This is a genomic window from Brevundimonas sp. RM1 (assembly GCF_052907225.1).
In genome coordinates this window covers 23,419-46,915 of sequence record NZ_JBRERY010000013.1, presented here as the reverse complement: position 1 = coordinate 46,915, position 23,497 = coordinate 23,419, and the positions used below count along the sequence as shown (strand labels likewise).

The following is a 23,497-nucleotide window of genomic DNA, read 5'->3' as shown; positions in this document are numbered from 1 at the left end:
GCGGGGATAGACGCAAAAGACCCCTCTCCCGCCGGGAGGGGGGTTTTTATTGGGCGGCGCCGCTCTTCGCCCGGAACTCGGCCTTGGTCTGGGCGATCCAGCCGGCGTAGGCGTCGGCCCCGGCGCTGAGGGCGGCGAAGTCCTGCGGGCGGCCCGAGCCGTCGGCGCCGTCCAGTCCCGCCAAAGCCACCCGAATCGCGCCGGGCGAACGCGCCCCCTCGGCGAAGCGGGCGTAGTTCTTCGACAGTCGGTTCAGCGCGGCCGCGTCGCGCGCCAGGGAATAGCCCGCGCCTGCACGGATCAGGCGCGTCTCCTCGACCTCGCTGAGCGGCACGGCCGTCTCCTTCCAGCGATCGCCGAGGCGCTGTTCGTAGAGGGCGGCGGCCGCCCCCCACTGCTGCTGCTTCCACAGGATATCGGCGCGCACGTCGCGCGCGGCGGGCGAGGCGTCCTTGCCCAGCACCTCCAGAGCGTGATCGTAGCGACCCAGCTCCATCAGGGCGCGGGCCTCCAGCGCGCGGCGCTCCAGGTTCATCTCCGTCGGCAGCAGGGTCGTGCGCGACGACCCCAGGGCCTTCAGCGCCTCTTCCGGTTGGCGGTTCATCAGATAGACGGCGGCCAGATTGGTCGAGACCTGGGCCTTGGCCACCCCGTCCAGTCGGTTCTCGGCCTGATACTTCAGCAGCTCAGCCGCCTGATCCAGCAGGTCGACGTCGATCAGGCGTCGGGCCAGACGCCGCACCATCTCGTCGCCGTCGGCGCCGACGGGCGTCAGTTCGCGGAAGTCGAAGAACAGGGCCAGCGCCTGCACCGGCTGCAGGCCGTCGGCCGCGCCTTCGAGGAACAGGGCGCGGAAGGCGTTGTCCAGATCGGCCTGAAGCCGGTCGCCGCCCGGTAAGGTGACGATCTTCGATCCCGCCGTCTTCAGCGTGGTCAGCGCCTCGCGATAGCGACCCTGCGACAGATACAGTTCACCCAGGGTGCGGATCACCGCCAGCTCGGTCGCATCCCCACGCCAGCGCCATTTCAGCGCCTCCAGCTGGGCGGCGGCGGCGTCGGCCTTCAGCGTCCCCTTGGCCATCTCCAGCTTGATGACGCCCAGACGCGCGGGCGTGGCGATGCCGTCCAGCGGCGCGCGCGCCACCGCCTTGTAGATCGCCAGGGCGCGCTCGGGGTTCTGATCCAGCTCGAACAGCCGGGCCTGCACCAGGCGGGCGGTCAATTGGTCGGGGGCCGAGACGTTCGGTTGGCTGAAGACATAGGCCAGAAGTTCGCGCGCGGCGTCGGCGTCGCCGGTCTCGACCGCCGCCATGGCGTGGGCGGCGCCGAAGCGCGCGCGCCACTCGGGGGCGAAGCCGTCGACCACGCCTGCGCCGGCCGCGAACAGCCGCCGGGCGTTGGCCCAGTCGCCCTGCTGAGCCGCGATGTAGCCCTGCCACACCTTGGTCGAGGGATCCCCGGCCAGGGCGCCGGACGAGAAGTCGGCCTCGGCCTCGGCGAAACGGCCGATGGAGGCGCGGGCGGCGCCGCGCAGGCCGCGCACCTCGGCCACGCCCTGCATGGCGGGCGTCTGCTTGATCAGGGCGTTCAGCACCCCGACCGCCTCGAACCCCAAGCCGTGCCCCACCAGGAAGCGGGCGTAGGCCAGCCGCGCCTCGATCGGGGCGCGCGGATCGTCGACGGCGCGGCCGCTCTCACGCTCGGCGGCGTCCTGAAGGGCGCGGTGGCGGGCGGTGAAGCCGCCCTCGCCCGCATCGGCGGACCAGTCGGCCAGGATCAGGGCCGGGCGCGACGCGGCGCGCGGCGCGTCGCCGCCTTCGACCGCCGCCTCCAACCCGGCCGTGGGCGAGGACAGGGTCAAACCGCGCGGCCGCGTCACCGTCACCAGATCGCCGTCAGCGGTGACGCTCAGATCGTCCGTCGGCGTCTCGATCGCCAGGCCGTGAGCGGTGGGCAGGAAGCCCGCGTCCACCGTGCGGCGTGCGGTCTTCAACCCCTTGCCGGGGGCCAGGGCGGTGACGGCGGCGAAGCGATCGCCGATCATCGGGTCGGTCAGCCAGACGGTGCGGGTGGCCCCGGCCATGCGCGCGGTCAACGACGCCTTGACCGCGTCGTCGCGCTCGATGTCCACCCCGCTGGGCGAAGGCGCGGTTCCGCCGATGGTCACGACCCAGGTGGAGCCTTCGGCGCGGGCGGCCACGGCCTGGCCCGGCTCGACCGGAATGCGTACGGCGGTGAAGTCGGGTCCGGCGGCCCAGCGGGCGCCGTTCAGCCCTTCGCCCTTCATCTCCATGCGGGCGGCGTGGTCGAAGACGGCCCAGACCGCCTCGCCGCGCCGGAAGACGGCGGCGCCGACCGGCCCGTTCCAGGCGAAACGCATCACCGTCTGCTGGCCCTTGACCTCGGCCGCCACCGGCACCGCCCCGCCGATCGGCACGGGCGAGGGGCGCGAGCCGTCCGCCCGCGCGCCCGGCGCATAGAGGTTCAACCAGACGGCGCCGTCGGCGATCCCGCTGGTCGCGCCCGCCCCCTCGGCCAGGGTCAGGACCAGTTCGGTCGCCCCCTGGGCGGCGCGGGTCTCGATCTTCTCCAGCCCCTTGGGCGGATCGACGCGCAGGCGGCTGACGTCGGGGGCGGCGGTCGTGCCGATGCGGACCACGACGGTGCGGCCGTCCTGGCGCACCCGCGCGCGCGATCCCACGATCCCGGCGAACTCGATCTTGGTGAAGCCTGCGTTGGCGCCGATGCGGATCTCGACCGGCGCGCCCGCCTGAGGCTGTCCTTGGGCCAGCGACGGCGCCGGAGCCAGGGGCGCGAAGACGACGACGCCCGCCGCGGCGGCCGCCACGGTCGTCTGCAGAACGCGCTTCTTGGCGGGGGCCCCGGACATATCGCGCGCATGCTCGCGCGAAGGGCTTTAATCGCGGTTAACGGGGCTTGAATCGCAGAAAAACACAACCTTCCCACGCGGATAGGACAAAACACCCGCTTGCGTCGGGGCGCCCGAAGGCCGAAACCGTCAGCCATCGTTCTTTTCAGGAACAGTCCCGTGTCCGACCCTGTCTATCCTCCGCTGAGCCCGCTCAAGACCGGCCTGCGGGGCCGCTGCCCGCGGTGCGGCGAAGGCCCCGTGTTCAAGGGCTATCTGCAGTTGCGCGAGTCCTGCCCGGAGTGCGGTCTGGATTACAGCTTCGCCGATCCGGCGGACGGCCCGGCCTTCTTCGTCATGTGCGCGGTCGGCGTCGTCGGCATGGTCGCCTTCATGATCTTCGAGTTCACCGTGCACCCGCCGATCTGGGTCCACTTCGTCGTGACCTTCCCGATCCTGGCCGCCATGTGCCTGTCGGTGCTGCGCCCCTTCAAGGGCTGGATGGTGTCCGAGCAGTATTTCCACAAGGCGGAAGAAGCCACCTTCGTCAGCGTCGGCAAGCATGGCGACGGCTACGGCTGGCGCGGCCAGGCCGAGCGCGCCGCCAAGGCCGCCGCCCGCGACAAGGGCTGAGCGGCGGCCTCTTCCTAGGCGATCGGATCAGTCGGCCCGGAAGACCTGGCCGCCCTTCATCACGAAGCGCACGCGCTCCAGTTCGGTGACGTCCGTCAGCGGGTCACCGCCCACCGCGATCAGATCGGCGGGCATGCCCGGCGCCAGACGACCGGCTTCGTTGGAGATGCGCAGGTGCTCGGCGGCGCCGACCGTGGCGGACTGGATCGCCTGAAGCGGCGTCAGACCGGCGCGGACCAGCAGGGCGAACTCCTGGGCGTTATCGCCGTGGGCCGAGACGCCCGAGTCGGTGCCGAAGGCGATCTTGACCCCGCCGCGATGGGCGCGCGCGGCCATGTCCAGCATCTTGGGTCCGGCTTCCAGCGCCTTGGCCGTCTGGGCCGGGGTGAAGAAGTTGTCCGGGCTGGAGGCGACGCGGGCCACGAAGTCGCCCGCCATCAGGGTCGGCACCAGCCAGGCGCCGTTCGCCTTGAACTGGCGCATGGATTCATCATCCAGATAGGTCCCGTGCTCGATGGAGTCGCCGCCCGCCTTCAGGAAGGCGTTGATGCCGTCGCCGCCGTGGGCGTGGGCGGTGACCTGGCGGCCCATGCGGTGGGCGACCTCGACGATGGAGGCCAGTTCGTCCTCGGTGAACTGTTGCGCCAGGCCCGCCGCCGTATTCGACAGCACGCCGCCCGTGGCCGTGATCTTGATGATGTCGGCGCCCGCGCGCACCTGCATACGTACCGCGCGACGGCAGTCTTCCGGCCCCGAACAGATGCTCTCGGGCGACATCAGGTGCAGGATGTCGTCGCGATAGCCGTTGACGTCGCCGTGGCCCCCGTGGACCGAAACGGCCGAGCCGGCGGCGATGATGCGCGGTCCGGGCACGTCGCCGCTGCGGATGGCGTCGCGCAGGGCGAAGATGGATTCGTTCGTCGCGCCTAGGTCCGCCACCGTGGTGAAGCCCGCATTGAGCGTGCGCCGCGCATACCGCGCGCCGACCATCGCCTGGGCCGCGTTGGATTGCGTCAGTCCGTCGAGGCGCGAATTCGGGTTCGATTCGAAGGTCAGATGGACATGGCTGTCGATCAGTCCCGGCAGGACGAAGGCCGAGCGCAGATCGACGACGTCGCCCTCGCCGACGAAACCGTCGCGGATCTCGACGATCTGGTTCCCTCTGATCACGAGAGTTTTATCGCGCAGCACCCGACCGCTGGCCGGATCGGCCAAAAGCCGCCCCACTTGAACGAACTTCGTCGGCTGTTCGGCCGAAACCGACGCCGGCGTCGGGGTTTGGCGCGCTTCGGCGCCGGTCGCGGCCAGAACGGCCGCGGTCACAATCAGGGCAAGCTTTTTCATTCATCCCTCCCGTTACTGAGGCGCGCAACATAACCGTTCCAATCTTTGCGCCAAGGCCAAGGTTGCCTTGCACGGATGGTTCATGAAACAAGCCGATACAGTTGTTTAACGTGCGAGGGGCGTCGCATGCGGCTTTCCAGACGTGGCTTGATCCTGGGCGGTTCGGCCCTGTTGGCGGGGTGTTCCTCCGCCGCCTCCACCACCACCAGCCTTCAGCTCGCCGGAGCCGTCGCGCCTACGCTTCCGACCCTGCCTGAGCGGGCGGCGGCGGCTCATGTCCAGGTCGCTGAGGCTGGAGCGACGATCGATCCCCACGGCGTCGTCCGCAAGGATCTGCTCGAACGCGCCCGCGCCGCCATGGACGTGCACGGCCATAAGATCAGCCAGCGAGACCGCATGTATCTGGTCGATTTCCAGAAGTTCTCGGGCGAGGACCGCTTCTACGAGGTCGATCTGGAAGGCGGCTGGGTCACGGCCTATCGCACCAGCCACGGGCGCGGCTCGGACCCGGCGCATTCAGGCTATGCGCAGCAGTTCTCGAACCGTCCGGACAGCCATATGTCGTCCATCGGCGCCTACGCCACGGCGGGCGCCAGCTGGGGCAGCCAGCAGGGGCCGAACGTCCTGCTGGACGGGCTGGAGTATTCCAACAACCTGGCGCGCGAACGGGCCATCATCATCCACGGCGCCGACTACGCCGATCCCGCCTTCCTGGCGCGCCAGGGCAAGCTGGGCCGGTCCTACGGCTGTTTCTCGGTGTCCCACGCCGACCTGGTCCCCTTGCGCGAACGCATGGGCGAAGGCCGGCTGTTGTTCGCCATGACCTAAAGCACGGCGGAGCCGCTTAGCGCGGCTCCAGCGCCCGCCAGCCGATGTCGGTGCGGTGGAAACCGCCCGGCCAGTCGATCTTGGCGATGGCCTCATAGGCGCGCTCGCGCGCCTGGGCCACGTCATCGCCATAGGCGCAGACGTTCAGCACCCGGCCGCCCGCCGCCGCCAGGGCGCCGTCGTCGCGCAGCTTGGTCCCCGCGTGGAAGACCTGGACGTGGGGGCCGAAGTCCTGGTCCGCGCCCCGGATGACCGAGCCTTCCAACGGGCTGTCGGGATAGCCCTTGGCCGCCAGCACCACGCAGATCACCACGCCCGGCTTGAAGGCCGGCGCCGGCGCCTGGGTCAGGTCGCCGCGCGCGCAGGCCAGCAGCAACGGCACGATGTCGCCGTCCAGACGCATCATCAGCACCTGGCATTCCGGGTCGCCGAAGCGGGCGTTGAACTCGACCACCTTGGGGCCTTCGGCCGTCGCCATCAGCCCGACATAGAGGACGCCGCGATAGGGGGCGCCTTCCTCGGCCATCTTCTGAATCGTCGGAACGACCACGCGGTCGTTCGCCGCCTGGGTGAAGGCCGCCGTGAAGACCGGCGCAGGCGAATAGGCGCCCATGCCGCCGGTGTTCGGGCCCAGATCGCCGTCGAAGGCGCGCTTGTGGTCCTGGGCGCCGCCGAACAGCACGGCCCGCGTCCCGTCCGATAGGGCGAAGAGGGAGCCCTCCTCCCCGTCCATGAATTCCTCGATCACCACGCGCGACCCGGCCGAGCCGAACCGGCCGCCCAGCATCCGCTCGATCTCGGCCTCGGCGTCGGCGCGATCGGGGCTGATGGCCACGCCCTTGCCCGCCGCCAAGCCGTCGGCCTTGATGACATAGGGGGCCGAATACTGATCCAGCGCCGCCTTGGCCGAGGCGACGTCCTCATAGACGCCATAGCCCGCCGTCGGAATGCCGTGACGTTGCAGGAAGGCCTTGGAGAAGGCCTTGGACGTCTCCAGCTGCGCCGCCGCCTGCGTCGGGCCGAAGCAGGGGATGCCCGCCGCGTTCAGCCGGTCGGCCAGACCCTCGGCCAGCGCCGATTCCGGGCCGACGACGACCAGATCCGCCTTCATCTCGCGCGCCAGGGCCGCCAGGCCCTCGGCGTCGGTCGCCTTCAGGTCGGGGCGCATCTCGCCCAGCTTGGCCATGCCCGGATTGCCGGGCGCGACGACGAGCCGCGTCACCAGCGGCGACTGGGCGATCTTCCAGGCCAGGGCGTGTTCGCGCCCTCCCGATCCGACGAGCAGAATGTTCATGAAGGCGGAATGGCCGCACGCGCCGTCCCGGTCAAGCGCCGGAAAGGGTTAGCGGCCCCTCGCCTCCTGGAAATCAAGGCATCCAGGCAGGCAAGGCCTTCAACTGCGCCAGCGTCATGGTCGACACCAGGTCGTAGGCGTCGCCCTCCTTCCGGGGCGTCAGACCATCCAGCGGAATGCGCACCCAGTGCGGCCCGCCCTCGCCTGCCGGCTCGATGATCAGGCCGGTGACGGCGCCCGAGGCGTCCACATCGACCCGCTGAACATCGCCCAGATCGACGCCCGCCGGCGTGATGAGGTCGGCGTCCTCCAACTGGGCCACGGTCAGGCCCAGCGCCATGGCCCCAGGCGCCGCGGCGGGCGCGCCAGCCATGGTCGGCGCCGAGGCGGCGTCGGGCGAGGCCTCAGGCGTCTTATCGGGCTTGGCCGGCGGCTGCGAACAGGACGCCAGCAGGGCCGCGGCCGAGGCGGCCGCGAACAAGGTCTTCATCATCGAACCCTCCTGTCTCTAGATCAGGGCCGAGACCACATAGACGCCGGCGCCGGCCAGAAGAATCAGCCCCAGAACCAGCCACGGGCTGAGCGTCGGATTGTTACTGCGACGCGCCAGTTCGCGCTCGCGCGCCTGATCGGGCGGCAGGTCGTCGGCCGTCGGCTCTTCCGAAAACGGGTCTGGAGACTGCACCATGATCGGCGAACGCGCGCGGGGACGCGCCCGTTCCGCCACGCTTGCCCGCCATGTCTTTGCGGGCGCGGCGGCGACGGCTAGGGTGCGCGCCATGACCTCCGACGACGACTACGCCTTCGAGGGCGCGGCCACGCAGCCCGCGCGCGACAACAATCCGCCGCTGTCGATCTCGGAGCTGAGCTTCGCGCTCAAGCGCACCCTGGAGGAACGCTTCGGCCATGTACGGCTGCGCGGCGAGATCTCCAAAGTGAACCGCCACGCCTCGGGCCACGTCTATCTGACGCTCAAGGACGACAAATCGGCCATCGACGGCGTGATCTGGAAGGGCGTGGTGCGCGGTCTGGGCGTCCAACCCGAGACGGGGCTGGAGGTCATCGTCACCGGCAAGATCACCTCCTACCCGGCGCGGTCCTCCTATCAGATCGTGATCGAGAGCATGGAGGCGGCGGGCGCGGGCGCCCTGCTGGCCCAGTTGGAGCGGCTGAAGGTCAAGCTGCGCGACGAAGGCCTGTTCGATCCGGCGAAAAAGAAGGCCCTGCCGACCTTCCCCGCGACCATCGGCGTCATCACCAGCCCGACCGGCGCCGTCATCCGCGACATCCTGCACCGCATCGCCGAGCGCTGGCCCTGCCGCGTGATCGTCTGGCCGGTGGTGGTTCAGGGCGACGCCGCCAGCGGTCAGGTCGCCAACGCCATCCGCGGCTTCGACCAGATGACGCCGGGCGGCCCGATCCCCCGCCCCGACCTGCTGATCGTCGCGCGCGGCGGCGGCTCGGTCGAGGATCTGTGGTGCTTCAACGACGAGGCTCTGGCGCGCACGGTCGCGGCCGCCCGCATCCCCATCATCTCGGCCGTGGGGCACGAGACGGACACCACACTGATCGACTTCGTGTCGGACCGCCGGGCCCCGACCCCGACCGGGGCGGCCGAGATCGCCACGCCGGTTCTGGCCGACCTGCGCTGGGCGCTCAGCGATCTGGAGGGGCGGCTGTCGCGCGCCGGGGCGCGGATGCTGGAAGACCGCCGCACCCGCCTGCACGCCGCCGCGCGCGGCCTGCCCGCCCGGCCCGAAGACCTGCTGGCCCTGCCGCAGCAACGACTGGACCACGCCGCCAGCCGTCTGGGCTCCGGCCTGCACCGCAATGTCGCCGTGCATGAGCGCCAGCTGGCGGTCGCGGCGGGTCGGCTGACGCCCGGCCTGCTGCGCGCCCGCGTCGAGCGCGGTCAGGACCGCCTGCGCGGCGCCGCCGACCGTCTGGGCGCTGCGCTTCAGGCCGGCGTCGCCCGCAACGAGCGCCGCCTGCTGCAGACGGCGGGCCGCCTCAGCCCTGCGCCCCTGCACCGCCGCCTCGATCAGCGGCAGGCGCGGCTGGAGGCGCTCACCTTACGTCTGGACAGCGTCATGCCGCGTCGGCTGGAGCGCGCCGAGGACCGCCTCGCCGCCCTGTCCCGCGCCCTGACGACGCTGAACCCCAAGACGCCCAAGCCCGGCTTCGCCCGCATCGAAGACGCCGAGGGCGCCATGATCGCCTCGGCCGCCGCCCTTTCGCCGGGGCAGGCGGTGCGGATCGTCTTCAGCGACGGCGCCAAGGACGCGACCATCGACGGCGAGGGCGCCGCGCCGCGTCCGACGCCTAAGCCTGCCCCGCGCCCCAAGGCCCCGCCCGCAGGCCAAGGCGACCTGTTCTGACCCCTGAAAATTCCGCTCATCCCGAGCGTCCGCCGGGATGAGCGGGTTTAGAGGGGCGACGCCCTAGCGGCGGGCGGTCTCGGCCAGCACCGCCTTCACCGCCTCGATGTCCAACGCCTCGATCGTCACCGTCTTGCCGTCGATCACCGAGGTCGTCGTCTGCGCCTTCAGCAGGGAGTTGAGGATGGCCTCCTCCGTCGCCTCGGCGACCGCGACGAACAGGGGCGACATGCGGTCGTTCGGCCAGTCCGCAACCATCGCCTGCCCCGCCCGGCGCTCAGGCGTCCGCCGCACGCCCTCCGCCGTGGAAAACGCGATCGCATAGTCCCCCGACCCGTTCGAGAACGCCGCCCCCGTCCGCGCCAGACCGGCGAAGGCGCGGTTGGCCAGCCGCTCCAGATTGCGGTCCGACAAAGGCGCGTCCGTCGCCACCACGATCATGATGGAGCCGTCGGCGCGCTCATTCTCCACCTCTTCGCGCAAGTAGTAGCGGCCCAGCCGCACCCCGACCGGCGCTCCGTCGATGCTCAACACGCCGCCATAGTTCGACTGGACCAGCACCCCGACGGTGAAGCCGCCCAGACTGTCGGGCAGTTTGCGCGAACTCGTCCCGATCCCGCCCTTGAAGCCGAAAGCGATGGTTCCTGTCCCGGCGCCGACCGCGCCCTGCTCCACCGGCCCTGGCGTCGCCGTCTCGATGGCCCGCACCACGTCGGCGGCCGTGACGACGCGCGCGCGGATGTCGTTCAGCCCGCCGTCGTTCGTCTCGCCCACCACGGCGTTGACCGAGCGGACGTCCTCATGCCCCGGCTGTTTCAGCGTCCAGTCCAGAACGCCGTCGATCCCCCGCGCCACCGACAGGGTGTTGGTCAGGACGATCGGCGTCTCGATCTCGCCCAGCTCCATGATCTGGGTCGCGCCCGCCAGCTTGCCGAAGCCGTTGGCCACCGACAGCCCGGCCGGAACCTTGTCGCGGAACAGGGAGCCGCCGTGCGGCACGATGGCGGTGACGCCGGTGCGGCCGCTGTCGCCCGGACGCAGCGTCACCTGCCCCACCTTCACCCCGACCACGTCGGTGATGGCGTTCAGCGGCCCCGGCGACAATATGCCCGGCGCCCGGCCCAGGTCGCGAATGGTCGGCCGCTCGGCCGCTCCGTCCTGAGCATTCGCGCCAGGCGCGGCGACCAGAACGGCCGCGGAAACGGCGGCGGCCAGGATGTCGGCGGGCGATCGAGACATGGAACATCCGATTTTGTGAAGACAGACGCTCAGATGACGGCGATTCGCCTGTCGTCCCGCACAAGCTTCGCGTTATGATGGCGGCATGAGCACCCAGCCTCCTTCTTCCGCGCCCAGCGAAACGGCCTGCCTGCACTACGGCGACGGCGAGTTCGCCGTTCTGTCGGCCGGCGCCTTCGTGCGGTGCGCCGTCAGCGGCGCGGCCATCCCTCTGGCCGCACTGCGCTATTGGTCGGTCGAGAAGCAGGAAGCCTACGCCGGACCGCGCGAGTATCTGACGGCCGCCGGGCGCTGAGCCCTTTCCGATGTCATGGCCGGATCGTTTCCGGTCGCCCTGTTTCTCGGTGTCCTTAGATGTCCGCCCTGAGTTCGGTCCACGTCCTGCTGGTCGACGACAATCCCAATATGCGCGCCATCGTCGCCGCCATGCTCAAGTCCGTCGGCGTCGGCCGCCTGAGCGAGGCTGAGGACGGCGTCGTGGCGCTGGAGCTGTTGCGCCGCGAAGCGATCGACATCGCCATCGTCGATTTCCGCATGAAGCCGATGGACGGCGCCGCATTCACCCGCGCTGTCCGCAGCGAAGGCGACAGCACAAACCCCTATCTGCCGGTCATCATGATGACGGGGCACTCCGAAAAGAGCCGCGTGACCGAGGCGCGCGACGCGGGCGTGACCGAGTTCGTGGCCAAGCCGGTGAAGGCCCAGACCCTGCTGACGCGGATCGAGGCGGTGATCCTGCGTCCCCGCCCCTTCGTGCGTTCGCCCAGCTATTTCGGGCCGGATCGCCGGCGCACAGGAACGAAGGACTACGCCGGTCCTTTCCGCCGCGCCGATGACGGCGTGCTGGATTAGGCGTCAGACGCCCGCAGCGCCTCATAGACCTGGGGCGGCCAGCGCTTGTGGACCCAGAACCAGTCGACGGGATGCTCGCGCACCCGATCCTCCACAAAGCGGTTGGCGGCCTGCACGCCCGCCAGCACATCGGCGGCCTTGTCGCCGGTATCGGGCACGGCGATCGGCTCATGCGCGGTGACGCGGAAGCACACGCCGGGCAGGCGCACCACCGACAGAGGCTGCATCACCGTGCCGAACTTCAGCGCCATGCGCGCCGCGCCGGGCGAGGCGTTGACCGGCTGGCCGAAGAACTCGACCTCCGGCCCCTGGCTGTATTTCTGATCGACCAGCAGGGCGATGGATTCGCCCCGCTTCATCCCCGCCATCAGCTCGCGCGTGCCGTCGCCCTTGGGCGCGAACAGCTTGATGCCATAACGCTCGCGGCTCTGGCGGATCAGGGCGTCGACATAGGGGTTGTTGGCCGCGCGATAGGTCACCTGACACGGCACGCCAGCCGCCATGATGACCGCCGCCATCACCTCGAAATTGGCCAGGTGGCCCGAGATCAGCACCACCGGCTTGCCGCTATCGCGCACGGCGTGCAGCCGCTCCAGCCCGACGATGTCGATGCGCCCGCTTTCCGGCGTCAGCCTGTCCATGACGGCCAGTTCGGCGAAGGTGCGGCCCGTCTGCTCCCACTGATCCACGGCCAAACGGTCGCGTTCGGCGGCGTCCATGTCGGGAAAGGCGATGCGCAGGTTTCGCGTCACCGTCTTGTGCGTGCCGGTCAACGGCCCCAGCGTCCGCAGCAGCTTGCCGCCGAAGCCCGAGGCCCGCTCGACGCCCAGCAGGCGCAGGAAGCCGAACAGCCCGCGAAACGCCGCCGCCTCCAGCCGCCAGACCAGATCCTGGCTCATTTTAGCGGCGCCGCCGCCCTTCGGGCTGCTTGAGCGCGTTTGATCTTCACCAGGCAATCGTCAGTCCGCCGTCCACCACCAGGGTCTGGCCGGTCACATAGGCCGACGCAGGGCTGCAGAGATAAACCGCCGTGCCCGCGATTTCATCAGGCTGACCGATCCTTTTCAGCGGCGCGGGGTCGGTGACGGTCTTCAGCAGTTCCGGGTTCTCCCACAGGTATTTGGCGAAATCGGTCTGAACCAGGCCCGGCGCGATGCAATTCACCCGCACGTTCGACGGCCCGTATTCGACCGCCAGATTGCGCGCCAGCTGCATGTCCGCCGCCTTGGAGATGTTGTAGGCGCCGATCAGGGCGTTGCCGCGCAGGCCCCCGATGGAGGAGATCAGCAGGATCGCCCCATCCTTGCGCTCGACCATCTCCGGCGCGACCATCTGGATCAGCCAGTGGTTGGAGATGACGTTGTTCTGAAGGATCTTTTCGAACTGCTCGTCGCTGATGCCCGCCATCGGCCCGGCGTAGGGATTGGTCGCTGCATTGCACACCAGAATGTCGATCCGGCCGAAGGCGGTGCGCGTATCGTCCACCAGCCGCTGCAGGTCTTCCTTGGAGGCGATGTTGGCGGGAATGGCGATGGCGCGGCCTTCGCCGTGCTTCTCATTGATGGCGACGGCGACCTCTTCGCACGGCCCGGCCTTGCGCGAGGAGATGACGACGCGCGCGCCGTGTTCGGCCAGACGCTCGGCGATGGCCTTGCCGATGCCCTTGGATGAGCCGGTGATGACGGCGACCTTGCCGCTCAGATCGAACAATTCCATGCGTTAACCTCCTTTTACCGCCCGTTTATCCGCGCGGACCCTAGCCGTTAGCCTTCGTTAACGTGATACTTGATCGATTCTATAGGGAAAGGCGGTTCTGACCGGCCCCATGCGAAAGATCACCGGCGGCTTCCTGTTCTTCGGCTACCTGTTCCTCGCCCTGACCATCGGGGCGGCGATCTGGCGCGCCGGTCTGGGCGGCGGCGCGGGCGCGGCCGGGGTGCTGGGCGCGCTGGGGATCATGGCCGGCCTCCACGCCCTCGTCACCGGCATGGCCGACCGTCGCGCCCTGCGTCTGGAGATCGGCAAGGTGCGCGAAGCCCATCGCCTGCTGGCCGATGCGATGGAGTCGACCCAGGGTGCCCTGACCGAACTGGCGCAGGCCATCGAGACCGGCGCCCTGTCGCGCACCGACGCCCTGACCGGCGAGGTGCGGATGCTGGAAGGCCTGGTCCAGCAGATGAGCGCCTCGATCGAGGAGCGGCTGGCCGCCTCCACCCTGACCGCCGACACCTTCGAGGGGCGCCGTCAGGTCCAGTCGAACACCCTGCTGAAGACCGTCCACGACGCTCTCAGCGAGAACCGCGTCGACCTGTATCTTCAGCCGGTCGTGACCCTGCCCCAGCGGCGGACGGTCTATTATGAGAGCTTCACCCGCCTGCGCGACCCGTCGAACCGGGTGATGATGCCCGCCGAATACCTGTCGGTGGCCGAGGGCGAGGGCCTGCTGCCCGCCATCGACAATCTGCTGCTGTTCCGCTGCGCCCAGATCGTGCGCCGTCTGGCCGGGCAGGATCGCAAGGTCGGGGTCTTCTGCAACATCTCGCTGGCGTCGCTGGGGGACGAGACCTTCTTCCCGCAGTTCCTCGACTTCCTGAGCCAGAACCGCGACCTGAAGGACGCCCTGATCTTCGAACTGGGCCAGGCGACGTTCGACGCGCGCGGCGCCATCGAGGCGCGCAACATGGCCAAGCTGGCCGACCTGGGCTTCCGCTTCTCCATCGACAAGGTGCAGACGCTGGATCTGGACTTCGCCGACCTGCAACGCTCGGACGTGCGCTTCATCAAGGTGGCGGCCGACCTGCTGATCGAGCAGCTTCTTGACCTGGACGGCGCCGCCCCCCTGCCCAGCCAGCCGGACATCCGCGCCGGGGACTTCGCCCCCCTGACCCGCCGTCACGGCCTTGAGCTGATCGCTGAAAAGGTCGAGAGCGAGAAACAGGTCGTCGACATCCTCGAACTGGATATCGCCATGGGTCAGGGCCACCTGTTCGGCGAACCGCGCGCCATCAAGGAAGCCGTCCTGGCCGAAACCGACCCGCCCGCCGACTTCGTCCGCTCGACGCTGAAATCGGCGGAGCAGCGGGTGCGCTTCTAGGCCCACGGCCGAAAGCCGCCAGACAAACGGGTCGCCGCCCGCTCTGATGGGGTATGACCGACGCCGCCCTCAACTGGCCCCGCATCGCCGCCGACCTGAACGCCCAGGGCTGGGCTCTAACCGGCCCCCTGCTGACGCCCGCGACCTGTAAGGCCCTGCAGACCCTCTATGACCAGCCCGAGCGGTTCCGCAGCCGCATCGTCATGCAGCGCCACGGCTTCGGTCAGGGCGAGTATCAGTATTTCGCCGATCCCCTGCCTGATCCCCTGCCCCGGCTGCGGGCGCGGCTTTACGAAGGCCTGGCGCCGGTCGCTGACGACTGGGCGGCGCGGCTGGGACGGCCGGGTTTTCCGGCACAGTTGGACGAACTGACCGCCCGCTGCCGCGCGGCGGGCCAGACCCGGCCGACGTCGCTGATGCTGCGCTACGGTCCCGGCGACTACAATCGGCTGCATCAGGATCTGTACGGCGAACTGGTCTTCCCGCTACAGGCGGCCATCCTGCTGAGCGATCCGGCCGAATTCGAAGGCGGCGAGTTCGTTCTGGTCGAGCAGAAGCCCCGGTCGCAGTCGCAGGCCCATATCGCGCCGCTGAAACAGGGACAGGCGGTCATCTTCGCCGTACGCGAACGCCCGGTGGCCGGCACGCGCGGCGACTATCGCGTCCAGATGCGCCACGGCGTCAGCACGGTGCGCGCGGGCAAGCGGATGACGCTGGGCCTGATCTTCCACGACGCCGCCTGATCCCTTCTCCCCTTGTGGGAGAAGGTGGGCGCCCAAAGCGCTCGGATGAGGGGTGTCGGCGCAGCGTTTGACGTTCTGGCGGTTCGTGCGTCGTGGCAGTCGTTTAGGCCGCTGCGCGCACACCCCTCATCCGTCAGGCTCCGCCTGCCACCTTCTCCCTCAAGGGAAGAAGGAAGAAAAAGGCCCCTCCGTCAGAACGGAGGGGCCTGATCCTTTAGGCTTTCTGCGCGTCCAGCCACCGCACCGCGTCGGCGTCGCGAGCCGACAGGTCGGGATAGTCGGCGTCGGAGCCGACGTCCGGCACGCGTCGCCAGGAGCGGGCGCATTTGGGATAGTCCGCCGTCTTCACCTCGACCGTCACCGCCTCGCCGCCGGCCTTGAGCTCGGCGCCCGAGGTGCGGAACACCTCAGCGGCGTCCAGTCCTTCGAACGGCGCCAGCAGTTCGGCCGGGGCCGTCACGACCGGCCAGGCGTCCAGCGCCCCGCCGATGACCTTGTCGCGACGCGCGGCTTCCAGCGCCTCGTTGACCACTTCCAGCACCGTCTCGACATTGGTCCAGCGTTCGGCCTCGGCCGTGTTGCGCCACTGACCCGGCGTCTCGGGGATCACCCGCGCGCAGTTGGTGCCGGCTTCGGGGAAACGCGTGGTCCAGGCCTCGTCCATGGTGAAGGGGGTCAGCGGGGCCAGCCAGGCGGTCAGGCGGCTGAACACCTCGTCCATCACCGTGCGGACGGCGCGGCGCTTGGTGCTGTCGAGACGGTCGCAATAGAGGCTGTCCTTGCGCACGTCGAAATACAGGGCCGACAAATCGCCCGAGCAGAACTCCAGCACCGGCCGCACCACGTCCTGGAAGCGGTATTCGGCATAGGCCTGACGCACCTGCCCATCCAGCTCCCACAGGCGGTGCAGGATGAACTTCTCCAGCGGCGGGAACTGGTCGTAATCGGTCAGGCGCTCGGCCTCATCGAAGCCGTTCAGCGCGCCCAGCAGATAGCGCACGGTGTTGCGCAGCTTGCGATAGGCGTCGACCGTGGTCTGCAGGATCTGCTTGCCGATGCGCTGGTCGTCCGAATAGTCGACCAGGGCCACCCACAGACGCAGGATGTCGGCGCCCGACTCCTTGATGATGGTCAGGGGATCGGTGGTGTTGCCCCGCGACTTCGACATCTTCTCCCCGTTCTCGTCCAGGGTGAAGCCGTGGGTCAGGACGGCCTTGAACGGCGCCCGGCCGCGCGTGCCGCAGCCTTCCAGCAACGACGACTGGAACCAGCCGCGGTGCTGGTCCGAGCCTTCCAGATAGAGGTCGGCGGGCCAGTGCGACGGGCGGTCGCCCGTGTAGCCGCTCGCCGCCGTGCGCGGGTCCAGCGTGAAGGCGTGAGTCGAGCCGCTGTCGAACCAGACGTCGAGGATGTCGGTGACCTTCTCGAACCGCTCGGGGTCGTGCGCGCCCAGGAAGTCGGCGTCAGGCGCCGAGAACCAGACGTCGGCGCCGCCCTCGGCCACGGCCTTGACGATACGGGCGTCGACCTCGGGATCGTGCAGGGGCTGGCCGGTCTGCTTGTCGACGAACATGGCCAGGGGCGTGCCCCAGGCGCGCTGACGGCTGATCAGCCAGTCGGGGCGGCCTTCGACCATCGAACGGATGCGGTTCTTGCCCGCCGCCGGGTGGAAGGCGGTGGCGTCGATGGCGTTCAGGGCGCGGTCGCGCAGGGTCGCGCCGTCTTCCAGTTCCTCATCCATGCGGATGAACCATTGGGGGGTATTGCGGAAGATGATCGGCGCCTTGGAGCGCCAGCTGTGCGGATAGGAGTGCTCCATCCGGCCGCGCGCTAGCAGGTTGCCCGCCTCGATCAGCTTTTCCATCACCGCGCCGTTGGCGGGACCGAATTTGCCGGTCTTCTTGCCCTCGGTCTCCAGCACCTTCAGCCCTGCGAACAGGGGCACGTGCTCATAATAGGCGCCGTCGGGATCGACCGTGTCCGGCACCTCGCGATGACCGTGGGCCAGCCAGACGGCGAAGTCGTCCGCGCCGTGGCCCGGCGCCGTGTGGACGAAGCCGGTGCCCGCGTCGTCGGTGACGTGATCGCCGGCCAGCAGCGGCACCGAGAAGCCATAGCCGCTGTCCAGCGCGGCCAGCGGGTGGGCGCACTCCAGCCCCGACGGGTCGATGTCGTAGACGCGCGTCCAGGCGGCGATCTTGGCGGCCTTGAACACCTCTTCAGCCAGCTTGTCGGCGAGGATGAAGCGGTCGCCCGGCTTGGCCCAGGGCTCATAGTCCAGCCCTTCCTCAAGGGCCGTGACCTCATACAGGCCGTAGTTGATCTCGGGGCCGTAGCTGATCGCCCGGTTGGCCGGGATGGTCCACGGCGTGGTGGTCCAGATCACGATCGAGGGCGTCGCCGCGCGGAAGGCCAACAGGTCGTCCGGGTGGCTGTCGGTCGCGCCGACCACCGGGAACTTGACCCAGATCGTCGGCGAGACGTGGTCATGATACTCGACTTCTGCATCCGCGAGCGCCGTGCGCTCGACCGGCGACCACATCACCGGCTTGGAGCCGCGATACAACTGACCCGAGTTCTTGAATTTGTGGAATTCTGAAACAATGGCCGCCTCGGAGGCGAAATCCATGGTGGCGTAGCGGTTGGCGAAGTCGCCGGTGATTCCCAGACGCAGGAACTGGTCGCGCTGCAGGTCGATGTATTTGCCGGCGTATTCGCGGCAGGCGGTGCGGAACTCTTCCTTGGAGACCTCATCCTTGCGGCGGCCCTTGGCGCGGAACTGCTCCTCGATCTTCCATTCGATCGGCAGGCCGTGGCAGTCCCAGCCGGGGACGTAGTCGACGTCATAGCCCAGCAGGAAGCGCGAGCGGACCACGAAGTCCTTCAGCGTCTTGTTCAGGGCGTGGCCGATGTGGATGTCGCCGTTGGCGTAAGGCGGGCCGTCGTGCAGCACATAGAGCGGCGCCTTCTGCGACTGACGCAGGGCGCGCAAGGTTCCGTACAGGTCGCCCCACTGGGCCAGGATTTCCGGCTCCTTCTTGGGCAGGCCGCCGCGCATCGGGAACGGCGTCTCGGGCAGGAAGACGGTGTCGCGATAGTCGCGGCCGGAAGGGGTCTGGGTGTCGGCGTCGGCCATGGAATGTCTTTTCGTCTTTGCGCGCGCGGCCGTTTGGAAACGGCGTCGAGCGTCAGTCTAGCGTGAAGGCGCCGGACGGCCCATGCCTTGATGGCTCAAGGCGGCGTCGTCTCGGCGAAATGTTTCGAGAAATCCCGACGTGCGCGGGGCAAGCCCTGCAGCGCTACGCCGGGCGGCTAATCGAAATCGGACGGATCACGCGAACGGTCATGCTGGGAAAGCTCTAGCAGACCGCACGCCCCCTGCGCCATAGTCCAGGCGAACAGACGGGAGACGGATCGGATGCGACTTCAGGCCTTGGCGACGGCGGCGGTGCTGGCCCTGACGGCGGCGGCCTGCTCGGCGGAAAAGGAGGCGCCCGCTCCGGCCGAGGCCGCCGCGTCGGCCCTGACCGGCCGCGCCGCCGTCTATGCGGCAGGCGAAAAGGACGCCGAAGCCTTCGTGCGCGCCCTCTACGCCCGCGCGGCGGCGCCGCAGACGACGCCGGACCCCGCCGAGGCGGCGATCACTCCCGGCCGCGACCCCCTCTATTCACGCACCCTGAACGCCCTGATCGGCGTCGACTTCCGCGAGGCTCAGTCCCGCGACGAAGTCCCCTATCTGAATTATGATCCCGTCTGCGCCTGCCAGGACGCCGACGGCTTCGCCCTGAAGACGGTGACGATGACGCCCGACGGCCCCCAGGCCGCGACCGCCGACGTCGTCTTCACCAACCACGGCCGCGAGCATCGCCAGACGCTGAAACTGGTGAAGGAAGGCCCGATGTGGCGCATCGCCGACATCATCGACGACAAGGGCAAGTCGCTGCACGACGTCCTGATGGCCATCGCCGAGAAGGCGGAGAGCTAAAGCCTCAAGCGAAGGCCCAGACGCCCGCCGTTCCGTCGGCGTCGCTGGAAGACGGCGGCGTCTTCGGCCGGATACGGCGCGCCCGACTTCTGAGTTTCAAACGGCGCAACGGCTGCATGAGCGCCGTCACGCGCCGCGCCATCGCCGCCCTGACCGGCGCCAGCCGCGCCTGCGCGGTCATCATGCTGACCGCCGTCAAGACTTCGAGATAGGCCAGCACGTCACCGGCGGCGAACAGGGCCAGTTCCAGGCCGACGGTCTGCCACAGCATCATCACGCCGATCATCACCAGAACGAGCCGCAACGCCGAGCCAGACAAGGCCCACGACAGCTTGCCCTCAACCCAGCGCCGGGCCTCGCCGTTGACGCCGAAAATCAGGGCCAAAGCGCCGATCAACAGCGGCGCCGACACGCCTGTCCCAGCAAGCGCCGCCGCCACGGTCCACAGGGCGCAAACACCCGCCACGGCGAACCACAGGTTTGAATTTCGGTCTGTCACGGCCCCTCCCGCCAACATTGTTCCGTAGAGCTGGGGGCTGCTTGGTCCGCCTGCAATAGCGCAGACCGTGCGAACGGCCTCAGCCCAGAAGCGCGCGGGCGGCGGCAGCGTCGGCGTCGATCTGGACCTTCAGCGCGTCCAGGCCGTCGAACTTCATCTCGCCGCGCAGGAAGGCGGCCAGCTCGGTCTCCAGCACCTGGCCGTAGAGGCTTTCGTCGAAGTCCAGCAGCCAGACTTCCAGCAGGGGCTCTTCGATCTCGAACATCGGGCGAACGCCCAGATTGGCGACGCTCTTGACCACCCGCCCGTCCGGCAGGCGGGTGCGGGTGGCGTAAACCCCATAGGCCGGGCGCATATAGTCGCCCATGGCGATGTTGGCGGTCGGCACGCCGATGGTGCGGCCGCGTTTGTCGCCGTGAATCACCTCGCCCTGGATGGCGAAGGGGCGGCCCAGGATGGCGGCGGCGCGGTCCATGTCGCCCGCCTTCAACGCCTCGCGCACGGCGCTGGACGACAGCTTCAGGCCCGAGGCGTCGTCGATGCGGTCGGTGACGGAGACCGTAAAGCCCAGCGTCTCGCCATAGGCTTGCAGCAGGGCCGGAGAGCCGGAGCGGCCCTTGCCGAAGGTGAAGTCGAAGCCGACGGCGGCGTGTCTAATCCCCAGGCCTTCCGACAGGACGCGGCGGGCGAACTCCTCGTCCGACATGCCCGCCATCTCGCGGTCGAACGGCAACAGATACAGGCGGTCGACGCCCAGCGGCGCCAGGGCGCGCGCCATCTGGTCCGGCGTCATCAGGCGAAAGGGCGCGGCCTCGGGCTGAAACAGGCGGCGCGGATGAGGGTCGAAGCTGACCACGGCCAGGGGGGCGCCCAGGCGATCCGCCGCCTCGCGCGCCGAGGCGATGACCGCCTGATGGCCGCGATGCACGCCGTCGAAGGCGCCGACGGCGACGGCCGCCCCCTTCTGCGCGTCCGTCAGGCCGCGCCAGTCGCGAATGACCTCGACCACCTCGCCAGCCTTCAGCGGGCCGAGGGCTTGCGACGACGCGGCACGCGCACGACGGCCACGCCGTCCATGATCAGCTTGTCCTCGACAAAGCCCTCGCAGCGCAGCTCGCCGCGCGCGCTGTCGTGGTCCAGGGCGATGACGGTGATGACGATGCGCACCGTGTCGCCGATCCGCACCGGAAAATGGAAGGCCAGCGTCTGGGAAATGTAGATCGAGCCCGCGCCCGGCAGGATGGTCCCCACCACCGCCGAACCGAAAGCCGCCGACAGCAGGCCGTGGGCGATACGTCCGCGATAGGCCGTCTTGGCCGCGAAGGCTTCATCCAGGTGCACCGGATTGAAGTCGTCGGACGCCTCGGCGAACAGACGAATCCGCTCCTCCGTGACGTGAACCGTCTTCTCGGCGGCCATGCCGACGTGGAGTTCGTCGAGGATATAACCGCCCGACGGGTGCGCTTGGACCAGATCAACCATGAGCCGCCTTTAAGGCAGGTGCGACGAAATGGCGAGACTCACCACGTCAGTTCCAGCGCGGCGTAGCGGGCGAAGGTCGTCTCGGCGCGGAGCAGTTCGGCCGCACGCGCCGGATCGAGCGTTCCGTCCGCCGCCTTGGCGGCGTCGCCGTGAATGCCCTGGGCGATGAACAGACAGTCCAGCGCCTGTTCTGCGGCGCCCAAAACGTCCGTGACCACGCCGTCGCCGATGCACAGGACGCGCGAACGATCGACGGGGCGGCCCATCAGGCCCTCAGCCTCTTTCAGAGCCAGGGCGTAGATGGGTGCGAACGGCTTGCCCGCCATGACCACGCGGCCGCCCATCGATTCATAGAGGTCGGCGATGGCGCCGCCGCAGTAGATGATGGAATCGCCGCGCTGCACCACGCGGTCGGGGTTGGCGCAGATCAGCTCCAGTCCGCGCGCGACGGCGGGCGTCAGGCGCTCGCGATAATCCTCGGGAGTCTCGGTCGTGTCGTCGTAAGGGCCGGTGACGGAGATGAAGGCGGCGTCGTTCGCGTCGTGGGCGCTGGTCAGGTCCAGGCCCTCATAGAGGACGAAGTCGCGATCCGGCCCGATGATCCAGGCCGGGCCCGGCGCGCGGCGCGCCAGTTCCATGCGGGTGGCGTCGCCCGAGGTGACGAACGCCTTCCAGGCGCTGCGCGGCACGCCCAGAGCATCCAGCTGCGCCACCACGTCCGGCGAGGGGCGCGGCGAGTTGGAGATCAGGACGACATGGCCGCCCTTCTCATTGAACTTCGTCAGGGCCTCGCAGGCCGCAGGCCAGCTTTCGCGGCCGTTGTGGATCACGCCCCAGACGTCGCAGAGCAGGATGTCGTAGTCGTCGGCGACGGCGGACAGGCGGGGCAGCGGATGAGGCAGGGTCATGCCCCGCTTATAGCGGGGGAAAACCGGGGGGGAAGGCCGTGCGGCGATCGATGCGCCTGCGCTTTCCCTCTTCGCCGTCGAACGTCTTCCTGCTAACCGGCAGGACATGAAGATTTCCCGTCTCGCCCTGGGCGCCTATCTGATCGCCCTCGCCGTCATCGTGCTGGATCAGCTGACCAAGGCCTGGGTGTTGAGCGCCATCGGCGCCGAACACATCACCCACATTCCCGACGGCTTCCGCATCGCCGAGGTGGCGCCGCCGGTGTTCAACCTGACCTATGTGCTGAACACCGGCGTCAGCTTCGGCCTGTTCGGAGGCGGCGCCGGGCGCTGGATCCTGAGCGTCTTCTCCGTCGTGGTGGCGGGCCTGCTGGCCTGGTGGGCGACGCGGGCGGACCGTCGACTGCTGATCGCCGCCATCGGCCTGGTCATGGGCGGCGCCGTCGGCAACGTCATCGACCGCATCCGCTTCGGCGGCGTGGTCGACTTCCTCGACTTTTCCGGCACGGGCCTGTTCCCCTGGATCTTCAACATCGCCGACAGCGGCATCACCGTAGGCGTCGCCCTGCTGATCCTGGACAGCTTCTTGTCCGAGCGCCGTTCCGCAGTTGGCTCGGCCCACGAAAAGTCGTAATCACACCCCCTTAACTATCGACCCGAGCCTGCGCCCGTGCGGCGCGCCTCCCGGAGCCGAACGACCCATGCGTATCCGTCCCGTCCTGATCGTGACCCTGGCCGCCGGCGCGGCCCTCAGCCTGAGCGCCTGCGGATCGATGAAGCAGAGCATCGGCCTGTCCAAGGTCGTGCCGGACGAATTCGTCACCGTGGCCAGCGCCCCCCTGGTGGTGCCGCCGGAATACGGCCTCACCCCGCCTTCGCCCGGCGCCCCGCGCCCGCAGGAGCTGGCTCCTGAAAGCGCCGCCCGCCAGATTCTGCTGGGTCAGCGCCAGGCCGTGACCCGCACTCCGGGCGAACAGATTCTGGCCGCCGAGGCCGGCGCTGACCGCGCCGATCCGCTGGCTCGCTACGTCGTCGACGACGAATTCGGCAGCCTGGCGCACAAGGAAGAAAGCTGGGCCAACCGCATCATGTTCTGGCGCAAGGACGATCCGGCCAGCCAGGCCGCAACCGTCAGCCAGACCTCGGAAGGCGGCAAGACCATCGACGCCGCCAGCGAGCGCGCGCGTCTGGACGCCCTGACCGGCGGTCGCGAGGGCATCACCATCGCCCCCCGCCGCGACGGCCGCTTCAAGCTGCCGGGCCTCTAAGACCGGACAGGCTGCATCTTCAGCCAAGGGGGCGCGTTCGTCACGGCGAGCGCGCCCTTTGCAATTGGCGCGCTTGCTTGA

General features: G+C 69.2%; 23 protein-coding genes. 10 read left to right on the top strand and 13 right to left on the bottom strand.

Annotated elements, in window-relative coordinates:
- Positions 1-46 precede the first annotated feature (46 nt).
- The gene (locus ACU5AP_RS12180) at positions 47-2,890 is read right to left on the bottom strand and encodes a tetratricopeptide repeat protein (protein ID WP_446681302.1); all 2,844 of its coding nucleotides are present in this window, start codon (positions 2,888-2,890) and stop codon (positions 47-49) included.
- A gap of 240 nt (positions 2,891-3,130) precedes the next feature.
- Between ACU5AP_RS12180 and ACU5AP_RS12175 the strand changes: the two genes are divergently transcribed.
- The gene (locus tag ACU5AP_RS12175) at positions 3,131-3,502 is read left to right on the top strand and encodes a DUF983 domain-containing protein (protein WP_003165930.1); all 372 of its coding nucleotides are present in this window, start codon (positions 3,131-3,133) and stop codon (positions 3,500-3,502) included.
- A 27-nt stretch (positions 3,503-3,529) separates the two neighbouring features.
- Here ACU5AP_RS12175 and ACU5AP_RS12170 read toward each other — a convergent pair whose 3' ends face one another.
- Positions 3,530-4,846 carry a metal-dependent hydrolase family protein gene (locus tag ACU5AP_RS12170; RefSeq protein ID WP_003165931.1) on the bottom strand — a complete coding sequence of 439 codons (1,317 nt, stop codon included), beginning with the start codon at positions 4,844-4,846 and terminating at the stop codon, positions 3,530-3,532.
- 126 nt (positions 4,847-4,972) lie between these two features.
- Here ACU5AP_RS12170 and ACU5AP_RS12165 point away from each other — a divergent pair, with 126 nt between their 5' ends.
- Positions 4,973-5,674: a murein L,D-transpeptidase catalytic domain-containing protein gene (locus ACU5AP_RS12165; RefSeq protein WP_128720617.1), complete on the top strand. Its 702-nt coding sequence runs from the start codon at positions 4,973-4,975 to the stop codon at positions 5,672-5,674.
- A 16-nt stretch (positions 5,675-5,690) separates the two neighbouring features.
- Here the strand turns inward: ACU5AP_RS12165 and purD are convergent, their stop codons facing one another.
- The 3 genes from purD to ACU5AP_RS12150 form a co-directional block, all read right to left on the bottom strand.
- A complete protein-coding gene (purD, locus tag ACU5AP_RS12160; RefSeq protein ID WP_128720618.1) occupies positions 5,691-6,968 on the bottom strand; it encodes a phosphoribosylamine--glycine ligase in 1,278 nt (425 codons plus the stop codon).
- Positions 6,969-7,041: 73 nt separating this feature from the next.
- Positions 7,042-7,461: a PRC-barrel domain containing protein gene (locus ACU5AP_RS12155; protein WP_128720619.1), complete on the bottom strand. Its 420-nt coding sequence runs from the start codon at positions 7,459-7,461 to the stop codon at positions 7,042-7,044.
- A gap of 15 nt (positions 7,462-7,476) precedes the next feature.
- A complete protein-coding gene (locus ACU5AP_RS12150) occupies positions 7,477-7,749 on the bottom strand; it encodes a hypothetical protein (protein WP_312990617.1) in 273 nt (90 codons plus the stop codon).
- Here ACU5AP_RS12150 and xseA point away from each other — a divergent pair.
- Positions 7,748-9,346 (top strand): exodeoxyribonuclease VII large subunit, encoded by a 1,599-nt coding sequence (xseA, locus tag ACU5AP_RS12145; protein ID WP_446681301.1) that lies wholly within the window; start codon positions 7,748-7,750, stop codon positions 9,344-9,346. The genes ACU5AP_RS12150 and xseA overlap by 2 nt on opposite strands.
- Before the next feature lie 63 nt (positions 9,347-9,409).
- On the opposite strand, the gene ACU5AP_RS12140 is transcribed toward xseA, so the two are convergent.
- Positions 9,410-10,585, bottom strand: a complete 1,176-nt coding sequence (locus ACU5AP_RS12140) for a P1 family peptidase (protein WP_128720621.1) — start codon at positions 10,583-10,585, stop codon at positions 9,410-9,412.
- Positions 10,586-10,670: 85 nt separating this feature from the next.
- Between ACU5AP_RS12140 and ACU5AP_RS12135 the strand changes: the two genes are divergently transcribed.
- The gene (locus tag ACU5AP_RS12135) at positions 10,671-10,880 is read left to right on the top strand and encodes a DUF2093 domain-containing protein (protein ID WP_128720622.1); all 210 of its coding nucleotides are present in this window, start codon (positions 10,671-10,673) and stop codon (positions 10,878-10,880) included.
- Positions 10,881-10,939: 59 nt separating this feature from the next.
- Positions 10,940-11,437 carry a response regulator gene (locus ACU5AP_RS12130; protein ID WP_128720623.1) on the top strand — a complete coding sequence of 166 codons (498 nt, stop codon included), beginning with the start codon at positions 10,940-10,942 and terminating at the stop codon, positions 11,435-11,437.
- Here ACU5AP_RS12130 and ACU5AP_RS12125 read toward each other — a convergent pair.
- The gene (locus ACU5AP_RS12125; RefSeq protein ID WP_446681300.1) at positions 11,434-12,336 is read right to left on the bottom strand and encodes a lysophospholipid acyltransferase family protein; all 903 of its coding nucleotides are present in this window, start codon (positions 12,334-12,336) and stop codon (positions 11,434-11,436) included. The genes ACU5AP_RS12130 and ACU5AP_RS12125 overlap by 4 nt on opposite strands.
- Positions 12,337-12,382: 46 nt before the next feature.
- The gene (locus ACU5AP_RS12120; RefSeq protein ID WP_046652114.1) at positions 12,383-13,153 is read right to left on the bottom strand and encodes an SDR family NAD(P)-dependent oxidoreductase; all 771 of its coding nucleotides are present in this window, start codon (positions 13,151-13,153) and stop codon (positions 12,383-12,385) included.
- A 109-nt stretch (positions 13,154-13,262) separates the two neighbouring features.
- Between ACU5AP_RS12120 and tipF the strand changes: the two genes are divergently transcribed.
- Positions 13,263-14,531 carry a flagella assembly cyclic-di-GMP phosphodiesterase TipF gene (gene tipF / locus ACU5AP_RS12115; protein WP_046652116.1) on the top strand — a complete coding sequence of 423 codons (1,269 nt, stop codon included), beginning with the start codon at positions 13,263-13,265 and terminating at the stop codon, positions 14,529-14,531.
- 53 nt (positions 14,532-14,584) lie between these two features.
- Complete coding sequence (locus tag ACU5AP_RS12110) at positions 14,585-15,274, top strand: 2OG-Fe(II) oxygenase (RefSeq protein WP_446681299.1); 690 nt, start codon at positions 14,585-14,587, stop codon at positions 15,272-15,274.
- A 214-nt stretch (positions 15,275-15,488) separates the two neighbouring features.
- On the opposite strand, the gene ileS is transcribed toward ACU5AP_RS12110, so the two are convergent.
- Positions 15,489-18,410 carry an isoleucine--tRNA ligase gene (gene ileS, locus ACU5AP_RS12105; protein ID WP_446681298.1) on the bottom strand — a complete coding sequence of 974 codons (2,922 nt, stop codon included), beginning with the start codon at positions 18,408-18,410 and terminating at the stop codon, positions 15,489-15,491.
- 282 nt (positions 18,411-18,692) lie between these two features.
- On the opposite strand from ileS, the gene ACU5AP_RS12100 reads away from it, so the two are divergent.
- Positions 18,693-19,259, top strand: a complete 567-nt coding sequence (locus tag ACU5AP_RS12100) for a DUF3828 domain-containing protein (protein WP_446681297.1) — start codon at positions 18,693-18,695, stop codon at positions 19,257-19,259.
- A 4-nt stretch (positions 19,260-19,263) separates the two neighbouring features.
- On the opposite strand, the gene ACU5AP_RS12095 is transcribed toward ACU5AP_RS12100, so the two are convergent.
- From ACU5AP_RS12095 to ACU5AP_RS12080, 4 genes are all read right to left on the bottom strand, one after another.
- Entirely contained in the window at positions 19,264-19,758 is a 495-nt protein-coding gene (locus ACU5AP_RS12095; protein WP_446681296.1) for a hypothetical protein, read from the bottom strand.
- A 79-nt stretch (positions 19,759-19,837) separates the two neighbouring features.
- Positions 19,838-20,767, bottom strand: coding sequence for a bifunctional riboflavin kinase/FAD synthetase (locus ACU5AP_RS12090; protein ID WP_446681295.1), 930 nt, complete (start codon positions 20,765-20,767; stop codon positions 19,838-19,840).
- Positions 20,768-20,778: 11 nt separating this feature from the next.
- A complete protein-coding gene (locus ACU5AP_RS12085) occupies positions 20,779-21,240 on the bottom strand; it encodes a MaoC family dehydratase (RefSeq protein WP_046652125.1) in 462 nt (153 codons plus the stop codon).
- A gap of 38 nt (positions 21,241-21,278) precedes the next feature.
- Positions 21,279-22,148: a TIGR01459 family HAD-type hydrolase gene (locus tag ACU5AP_RS12080; RefSeq protein WP_446681294.1), complete on the bottom strand. Its 870-nt coding sequence runs from the start codon at positions 22,146-22,148 to the stop codon at positions 21,279-21,281.
- Positions 22,149-22,254: 106 nt separating this feature from the next.
- On the opposite strand from ACU5AP_RS12080, the gene lspA reads away from it, so the two are divergent.
- Together lspA and ACU5AP_RS12070 are read left to right on the top strand one after the other, a co-directional pair.
- The gene (gene lspA, locus ACU5AP_RS12075; RefSeq protein ID WP_003165948.1) at positions 22,255-22,782 is read left to right on the top strand and encodes a signal peptidase II; all 528 of its coding nucleotides are present in this window, start codon (positions 22,255-22,257) and stop codon (positions 22,780-22,782) included.
- A gap of 67 nt (positions 22,783-22,849) precedes the next feature.
- Positions 22,850-23,416, top strand: coding sequence for a DUF3035 domain-containing protein (locus tag ACU5AP_RS12070; protein WP_446681293.1), 567 nt, complete (start codon positions 22,850-22,852; stop codon positions 23,414-23,416).
- The last annotated feature ends 81 nt before the right edge of the window (positions 23,417-23,497 follow it).

Excerpts from the sequence above, each read along its gene's own strand:
- ACU5AP_RS12180 (WP_446681302.1), bottom strand. The coding sequence starts at position 2,890 with ATGTCCGGGGCCCCCGCCAAGAAGCGCGTTCTGCAGACGACCGTGGCG.
- ACU5AP_RS12170 (WP_003165931.1), bottom strand. The coding sequence starts at position 4,846 with ATGAAAAAGCTTGCCCTGATTGTGACCGCGGCCGTTCTGGCCGCGACC.
- ACU5AP_RS12165 (WP_128720617.1), top strand. The coding sequence starts at position 4,973 with ATGCGGCTTTCCAGACGTGGCTTGATCCTGGGCGGTTCGGCCCTGTTG.
- purD (WP_128720618.1), bottom strand. The coding sequence starts at position 6,968 with ATGAACATTCTGCTCGTCGGATCGGGAGGGCGCGAACACGCCCTGGCC.
- ACU5AP_RS12155 (WP_128720619.1), bottom strand. The coding sequence starts at position 7,461 with ATGATGAAGACCTTGTTCGCGGCCGCCTCGGCCGCGGCCCTGCTGGCG.
- xseA (WP_446681301.1), top strand. The coding sequence starts at position 7,748 with ATGACCTCCGACGACGACTACGCCTTCGAGGGCGCGGCCACGCAGCCC.
- ACU5AP_RS12150 (WP_312990617.1), bottom strand. The coding sequence starts at position 7,749 with ATGGCGCGCACCCTAGCCGTCGCCGCCGCGCCCGCAAAGACATGGCGG.
- ACU5AP_RS12140 (WP_128720621.1), bottom strand. The coding sequence starts at position 10,585 with ATGTCTCGATCGCCCGCCGACATCCTGGCCGCCGCCGTTTCCGCGGCC.
- ACU5AP_RS12135 (WP_128720622.1), top strand. The coding sequence starts at position 10,671 with ATGAGCACCCAGCCTCCTTCTTCCGCGCCCAGCGAAACGGCCTGCCTG.
- ACU5AP_RS12130 (WP_128720623.1), top strand. The coding sequence starts at position 10,940 with ATGTCCGCCCTGAGTTCGGTCCACGTCCTGCTGGTCGACGACAATCCC.
- ACU5AP_RS12125 (WP_446681300.1), bottom strand. The coding sequence starts at position 12,336 with ATGAGCCAGGATCTGGTCTGGCGGCTGGAGGCGGCGGCGTTTCGCGGG.
- ACU5AP_RS12120 (WP_046652114.1), bottom strand. The coding sequence starts at position 13,153 with ATGGAATTGTTCGATCTGAGCGGCAAGGTCGCCGTCATCACCGGCTCA.
- tipF (WP_046652116.1), top strand. The coding sequence starts at position 13,263 with ATGCGAAAGATCACCGGCGGCTTCCTGTTCTTCGGCTACCTGTTCCTC.
- ACU5AP_RS12110 (WP_446681299.1), top strand. The coding sequence starts at position 14,585 with ATGACCGACGCCGCCCTCAACTGGCCCCGCATCGCCGCCGACCTGAAC.
- ileS (WP_446681298.1), bottom strand. The coding sequence starts at position 18,410 with ATGGCCGACGCCGACACCCAGACCCCTTCCGGCCGCGACTATCGCGAC.
- ACU5AP_RS12100 (WP_446681297.1), top strand. The coding sequence starts at position 18,693 with ATGCGACTTCAGGCCTTGGCGACGGCGGCGGTGCTGGCCCTGACGGCG.
- ACU5AP_RS12085 (WP_046652125.1), bottom strand. The coding sequence starts at position 21,240 with ATGGTTGATCTGGTCCAAGCGCACCCGTCGGGCGGTTATATCCTCGAC.
- ACU5AP_RS12080 (WP_446681294.1), bottom strand. The coding sequence starts at position 22,148 with ATGACCCTGCCTCATCCGCTGCCCCGCCTGTCCGCCGTCGCCGACGAC.
- lspA (WP_003165948.1), top strand. The coding sequence starts at position 22,255 with ATGAAGATTTCCCGTCTCGCCCTGGGCGCCTATCTGATCGCCCTCGCC.
- ACU5AP_RS12070 (WP_446681293.1), top strand. The coding sequence starts at position 22,850 with ATGCGTATCCGTCCCGTCCTGATCGTGACCCTGGCCGCCGGCGCGGCC.